Origin of the sequence: Streptomyces graminilatus, assembly GCF_001418565.1 — a bacterium.
Taxonomy (GTDB): domain Bacteria; phylum Actinomycetota; class Actinomycetes; order Streptomycetales; family Streptomycetaceae; genus Streptomyces; species Streptomyces graminilatus.
Window position 1 is genome coordinate 26,268 of the sequence record NZ_LIQQ01000146.1, and the last position, 6,521, is coordinate 32,788.

The window sequence follows — 6,521 nt, forward strand, 5'->3', positions numbered from 1 at the left end:
TCCAGAAGACTCGACGCTGAAGATCCTGACACCGGGGTAATCCGTGAAAAAGCTCTCCGCACGACGACGCCATCCGATGGCGGCGGTCGTCGTCCTACTCATCGCGCTGGCGGCCATCGGGGGGCTGTACTCCGCTGTCGCGCCTACGGGCCAGGCGAAGGCCGATGAATCCGCCCAGTCCCTCACCATCACGGAGGGACAGAGGCTGTACTCCGTGGGCTGCGCAAGCTGCCACGGCACCGGCGGTCAGGGGTCCTCCGACGGTCCGAGCCTGGTGGGCGTCGGCGCCGCGGCGGTCGACTTCCAGGTGTCGACCGGCCGTATGCCGGCCGCGACCGCGCAGGGCGCGCAGATCCCGAAGAAGCGGAACATCTACTCGCAGGCCCAGATCGACCAGCTCGCGACGTACATCGCGTCGCTGGGCACCGGCCCCTCCGTGCCGACCGAGGCCCAGTACGGCCCCGAGGGCGCGGACATCGCCAAGGGCGGCGAACTGTTCCGCACCAACTGCGCGCAGTGCCACAACTTCACCGGTCATGGCGGTGCGCTCACGCACGGCAAGTTCGCCCCGGACCTTGAGGGTGTCGCCCCGAAGCACATCTACGAGGCCATGCAGACCGGCCCGCAGAACATGCCGTCCTTCCCCGACACGACGATGTCGGAGAAGAACAAGAAGGACATCATCGCGTACCTCGACGCGGTCAACGGCGATGACACCGTGGAGCCCGGCGGTCTGAGCCTGGGCGGTCTCGGACCGGTCAGCGAAGGCCTGTTCGCCTGGATCTTCGGCCTCGGAGCGCTCATCGCGGTCGCCGTATGGGTCGCCGCTCGGACCGCAAAGGCCAAGAAGTCATGAGTAGCCAAGACATTCCAGAAGAGAACCTGCCCGCAGTGCAGGCCGCATCACACGCCGAGCACGAGCACGGTGCCGTGGGCGTCGCGGACGAGAAGAACCCGTTCGCCGACCCGGGGCTGCCGCCGCACGAACACCGCGTCCAGGACATCGACGAGCGGGCCGCCAAGCGGTCCGAGCGTGCGGTCGCCCTCATGTTCACGCTGTCGATGGTGGCCACCGTCGCCTTCATCGTCTCGTACGTGGTGATCCCGAAGGACAAGGCGATCTTCGTCTTCCCGATCGGGCACCTCAGCGCGCTGAACTTCGCGCTGGGCCTCTCCCTGGGCCTCGCGCTCTTCCTGATCGGCGCGGGCGCGGTCCACTGGGCCCGCACCCTGATGTCCGACGAGGAACTCGTCGACGAGCGGCACGCGATCTCCGCGCCGCCCGAGGTCAAGGCGAAGGTCCTGGCCGACTTCAAGCAGGGCGCCAAGGAGTCCGCGATCGGCCGGCGCAAGCTGGTCCGCAACACGATGTTCGGCGCGCTGGCCCTGTTCCCGCTCTCCGGCGTCATGCTGCTGCGCGACCTCGGCCCGCTGCCCGGGACGAAGCTGCGTCACACCCTGTGGTCCAAGGGCAAGCTGCTCGTCAACATGAACACGAACGAGCCGCTGCGTCCCTCGGACATCGCGGTCGGGTCGCTCACCTTCGTCAAGCCCGAGGGCCTGGAGGAGGACGACCACGAGTTCCAGACCGAGATCGCCAAGTCCGCCGTGATGATCGTCCGCATCCAGCCGGACGAGATCAAGGACAAGCAAGAGCTCGACTGGTCCTACCAGGGCATCGTGGCGTACTCGAAGATCTGTACCCACGTCGGTTGCCCGATCTCCCTGTACGAGCAGCAGACGCACCACGTGCTCTGCCCCTGCCACCAGTCCACCTTCGACCTCTCCGACGGCGCCCGGGTGATCTTCGGCCCCGCCGGTCACCCGTTGCCGCAGCTGCGCATCGGCGTGAACGACCAGGGCTACCTTGAGGCGCTCGGCGACTTCTCCGAGCCCGTCGGTCCTGCATTCTGGGAGCGCGGATGAGTACTACGCCCAACACCGACGCGCGTTCGTCGCGCGAGAAGGCACCGGCCGGCGAGCGCGTCGCCGACTGGGCCGACGGCCGGCTGGGGATCTACTCCCTGGCCAAGGCCAACATGCGCAAGATCTTCCCCGACCACTGGTCGTTCATGCTCGGCGAAGTCTGCATGTACAGCTTCATCATCATCATCCTCACGGGTGTGTATCTGACGCTGTTCTTCCACCCGTCGATGAACGAGGTGGAGTACCACGGCAGCTACATCCCGTTGCAGGGTCAGCTGATGTCCGAGGCGTTCAACTCGACCATGCACATCTCCTTCGATGTGCGCGGTGGTCTGCTGATCCGGCAGATCCACCACTGGGCGGCGCTGATCTTCGTCGCGGCGATGATGATCCACATGATGCGCGTGTTCTTCACGGGCGCCTTCCGCAAGCCGCGCGAGGTCAACTGGCTGTTCGGCTGGCTGCTGCTGGTCCTGTCGCTGTTCACCGGCTTCACCGGCTACTCGCTCCCCGACGACCTGCTGTCGGGTACCGGCGTGCGGTTCATCGAAGGCGTGCTGCTGTCGGTCCCGATCGTCGGCACGTACCTGTCGTTCTTCATCTTCGGCGGTGAGTTCCCGGGCGGCGACTTCGTCGCACGGTTCTACTCGGTCCACATCCTGCTGCTGCCGGGCATCATGCTCGGCCTGATGGTGGCGCACCTGATCCTGGTCTTCTACCACAAGCACACGCAGTTCGCGGGCCCCGGCAAGACGAACAACAACGTCGTCGGCATGCCGCTGCTGCCGGTCTACATGGCCAAGGCCGGAGGCTTCTTCTTCCTGGTCTTCGGTGTCATCGCGGTCATCGCGGCCATCGCCTCGATCAACCCGATCTGGGCCATGGGTCCCTACCGTCCGGACCAGGTGTCGACCGGCGCCCAGCCCGACTGGTACATGGGCTTCGCCGAGGGCCTGGTGCGTGTGATGCCCGGCTGGGAGATCAACCTGTGGGGCCACACCCTCGTGCTGGGTGTGTTCATCCCGATCGTGGTCTTCCCGCTGGTGCTGGTGGCCATCGCGGTCTACCCGTTCATCGAGTCCTGGGTCACCGGCGACAAGAACGAGCACCACATCCTCGACCGGCCGCGCAACACCCCGACCCGTACCGGGTTCGGTGTGGCCTGGCTGGCCGCGTACTTCGTGATGCTGATCGGTGGTGGAAACGACCTCTGGGCGACCCACTTCCACCTCTCGATCAACGCGATCACCTGGTTCGTACGCATCGGTTTCTTCGTCATCCCGGTCCTCGCGTTCATCGCCACCAAGCGGATCTGCCTCGGCCTCCAGCGCCGCGACAAGGACAAGGTGCTGCACGGCCGCGAGTCGGGCATCATCAAGCGCCTGCCGCACGGTGAGTTCATCGAGGTGCACGAGCCGCTCAGCCAGGAGGCCCTGCACACCCTCACCGCTCACCACCAGTACGAGCCGGCCATGATCGGCGCGACGGTCGACGAGAACGGTGTCGAGCGCAAGGTGTCCGGCGCGGAGAAGCTGCGCGCCAAGCTCAGCAAGTCGTACTACGGCGAGGACAGCCAGATCCCCAAGCCGACCGCCGAGGAGTACAAGGAGATCACGAGCGGCCACGGCCACCACTGATCACCCCGCTTCGCCGTACGCCGGGCTGGATAGGGTGTCCCCATTCCCACCAGGAGTCCCGCGGAGTCCCGCCGGGACCTACCCAGGAGCGGCAGATGAGCGCTGTGAACCCCGCCGGAGGCGATCCCGCGGCGGCCCGTTCCTGGCCCCGCGTGCTGAACGGCCTGCTCGCCGGCCAGGACCTGAGCGCGGCCGACACCGCCTGGGCGATGGACCTGATCATGCGCGGCGAGGCGACCGACGCGCAGATCGCCGGGTTCGTGGTGGCGCTGCGGGCCAAGGGCGAGACGGTGGAGGAGATCTCCGGGTTCGTCGAGGCGATGTACGAGCACGCCAATGTGATCGAGGTGCCGGGACCGGCCGTCGACATCGTCGGCACCGGCGGCGACGGCGCCAACACGGTGAACATCTCCACCATGTCGGCGATCGTCATCGCCGGTACGGGCGCCAAGGTCGTCAAGCACGGCAACCGGGCGGCCTCCTCGGCCTCCGGGGCGTCCGACGTACTGGGACAGCTCGGCGTCAATCTGGACCTGACGCCCAAGCGGGTGGCCGAGGTGGCCGAGGAAGCCGGGATCACTTTCTGCTTCGCGGCCCGGTTCCATCCGGCGATGCGCCATGTGGGCGCCGCACGCGGCCAGTTGGGCATCCGGACGGTCTTCAACATGCTGGGCCCGCTCACCAACCCGGCCAAGGTCAAGGCCCAGGCGGTCGGGGTCGCCGACCCCCGGATGGCCCCCATCGTCGCCGGAGTCTTCGCCGCGCGCGGCAACTCGTCCCTGGTGTTCCGGGGCGACGACGGCCTCGACGAGCTGACGATCACCGCCACCTCCCGGGTGTGGGTCGTCCGGGACGGCAAGGTGACGGAGGAGGCCTTCGACCCGCGCGACGTCGGCATCGAGCTGGTCCCGGTGGAGGCCCTGCGCGGCGGCGACGCCACCTACAACGCGGCGGTCGCCCGGAGGCTGCTGGACGGCGAGACCGGGCCCGTACGGGATGCCGTACTGCTCAACTCGGCGGCGGCGCTGGTGGCGCTGGACCCCGGGCCGGGCTCACTGGCCGAGCAGATCGGCGCCCGGATGGAGGAGGCCGCGCGGTCCATCGACTCCGGGGCGGCGAAGAAGACGCTGGAGCGGTGGTCGGCGGCGACCAACGCGTAGCCGTCGCACAGGGGTTCCAGGCGGGAGGCGTCCCGCGATCCGGACACGGGTTGCGGGACGCCGATCACCTCCGTTACGTTCTGTACCAGGTCATGAGTGACAGTCATGAGGCCCCGGCCGACTGTCCGGCAACCCTCCGTCCGTGGCGGGGTGCCCCGGGATGAAGACCAGGCCGTGAGCAGCAAGGCTCAGGGCAAGCGCGGGCCCCTCTCGAATCCAGGGGTCCTGGTCGTTCGAGGGAGTCTTCCGTGAGCAAGCGAATGCGATAGGGCTGCCGAGCCCCGCCTCCGCGCACCCTTTTCACCCTTTCCGTGCTTGAGCCGTACGTGCGTCTGTGTTCGCGGTCGTACGTGCTCGCGCGGTGATTCCTCTTGCCTCTCACGGGAGTTCGCCATGTCTGTCTCCACCCTTGCCGCCGACCGCACCCTTTGCGCCCCGCTGCCCGTTCTGGGCCGTGATGTCACCGTCCCGCTCGTGACCGGCGGCGAGGTCACCTACGCGGCCCTCGACTACGCCGCCAGCGCGCCCGCGCTCCAGCGGGTCTGGGACGACGTGGCCGCGTACGCGCCCTACTACGGCAGCGTGCACCGGGGAGCCGGATACCTCTCCCAGCTGTCGACGGACCTCTTCGAGAACGCCCGCAGGACGGTCGCCGAGTTCCTGGACTGCCGCGCCGACGACCAGCTCGTCTTCACCCGGTCCACCACCGACTCCCTCAACCTCCTCGCCGCCGCCCTCCCCGACGGCTGCCAGGTCTTCGTCTTCGAGACCGAGCACCACGCCTCCCTGCTGCCCTGGCAAAACGCCCAGGTCACCTACCTCGACGCCCCGCGCACCCCCGAGCAGGCCGTGGCCACCCTCCGGGAGGCCCTCGCCGCCCGTGACCCTCAGGGCCCGGCCCTCGTCTGCGTCACCGGCGCCTCCAACGTCACCGGCGAGCTGTGGCCCGTACGGGAGCTGGCCGCCGCCGCCCACTCGCACGGTGCCCGGATCGTCCTGGACGCCGCCCAGCTCGCCCCGCACCACCCGGTCTCCGTCCAGGAGCTGGACGTCGACTGGGTCGCCTTCTCCGGGCACAAGCTGTACGCGCCCTTCGGCTCCGGCGTCCTGGCCGGCCGCGCCGACTGGCTGCGCGCCGCCGACCCGTACCTCGCCGGTGGCGGCGCCAGCCGCAAGGTCACGCGGCGCGCGGACGGGGGCGTGGACGTGGAGTGGCACGACACCGCCGCCCGGCACGAGGCCGGGTCGCCGAACGTCATCGGCGCCTACTCGATCGCCGCCGCCTGCAAGGCCCTCACAGAGGCCGGGTTCGATTCGCTGGTGGCTCGGGAGCAGCACCTGATCGACACCGTTCGGGCGGGGCTGGCGGAGGTGCCCGAGGTCAGGGTTCTCTCGCTGTTCGGTGACGACGCCCCGCGCGTCGGCGTCATCTCGTTCGTCGTCGAGGGGTGGAACAGCTCGCACTTCGCCGCGGCGCTCTCCGCGGAGTACGGGATCGGGGTGCGGGACGGGCTGTTCTGCGCGCATCCGCTGGTGCGGACGCTGCTGGGCAGTGAGCCGCGGACGCAGGGGGAGTGCGGTGCCCCCGAGGCGGCTCCCGGGGAGAAGTCGCTCAACGCCATCCGGGTGAGCTTCGGTGCGGGCACCCCGGACGAGCACGTCGAGCGGTTCGTGGGCGCGGTGAAGGAGCTTGTGCGGGACGGGGCGAAGTGGCGGTACCGGACGGAGGACGGGCGCTGCGTTCCGGCGGTCTGAGGCCCAGTAGTTTCCTCGCCCCCGCCGCCCCTACCCGTCCCGT

The 6,521-nt window shown here is 68.8% G+C and carries 5 protein-coding genes and 1 riboswitch; all 5 genes read left to right on the forward strand.

What is annotated here, in order from left to right:
• Window positions 1-43 precede the first annotated feature (43 nt).
• The 5 genes from qcrC (at window position 44) to AOK08_RS14470 (ending at window position 6,478) form a co-directional block, all read left to right on the forward strand.
• Window positions 44-856 carry a cytochrome bc1 complex diheme cytochrome c subunit gene (gene qcrC, locus AOK08_RS14450; RefSeq protein ID WP_055525950.1) on the forward strand — a complete coding sequence of 271 codons (813 nt, stop codon included), beginning with the start codon at window positions 44-46 and terminating at the stop codon, window positions 854-856.
• Window positions 853-1,926: a cytochrome bc1 complex Rieske iron-sulfur subunit gene (gene qcrA, locus AOK08_RS14455; RefSeq protein ID WP_055525951.1), complete on the forward strand. Its 1,074-nt coding sequence runs from the start codon at window positions 853-855 to the stop codon at window positions 1,924-1,926. Before qcrC ends, qcrA begins: the two co-directional genes overlap by 4 nt.
• Window positions 1,923-3,563: a cytochrome bc1 complex cytochrome b subunit gene (gene qcrB / locus AOK08_RS14460; protein WP_055525952.1), complete on the forward strand. Its 1,641-nt coding sequence runs from the start codon at window positions 1,923-1,925 to the stop codon at window positions 3,561-3,563. The genes qcrA and qcrB overlap by 4 nt, the downstream gene beginning before the upstream one ends.
• A 95-nt stretch (window positions 3,564-3,658) precedes the next feature.
• Window positions 3,659-4,723, forward strand: coding sequence for an anthranilate phosphoribosyltransferase (gene trpD, locus AOK08_RS14465; RefSeq protein WP_055525953.1), 1,065 nt, complete (start codon window positions 3,659-3,661; stop codon window positions 4,721-4,723).
• Window positions 4,724-4,811: 88 nt separating this feature from the next.
• Window positions 4,812-4,929: riboswitch (SAM riboswitch) on the forward strand.
• A gap of 187 nt (window positions 4,930-5,116) precedes the next feature.
• Window positions 5,117-6,478: an aminotransferase class V-fold PLP-dependent enzyme gene (locus tag AOK08_RS14470; protein WP_055525954.1), complete on the forward strand. Its 1,362-nt coding sequence runs from the start codon at window positions 5,117-5,119 to the stop codon at window positions 6,476-6,478.
• Window positions 6,479-6,521 lie beyond the last annotated feature (43 nt).

Coding starts and splice junctions, on each gene's coding strand:
- trpD (WP_055525953.1), top strand. CDS start 3,659: ATGAGCGCTGTGAACCCCGCCGGAGGCGATCCCGCGGCGGCCCGTTCC.
- qcrA (WP_055525951.1), top strand. CDS start 853: ATGAGTAGCCAAGACATTCCAGAAGAGAACCTGCCCGCAGTGCAGGCC.
- qcrB (WP_055525952.1), top strand. CDS start 1,923: ATGAGTACTACGCCCAACACCGACGCGCGTTCGTCGCGCGAGAAGGCA.
- AOK08_RS14470 (WP_055525954.1), top strand. CDS start 5,117: ATGTCTGTCTCCACCCTTGCCGCCGACCGCACCCTTTGCGCCCCGCTG.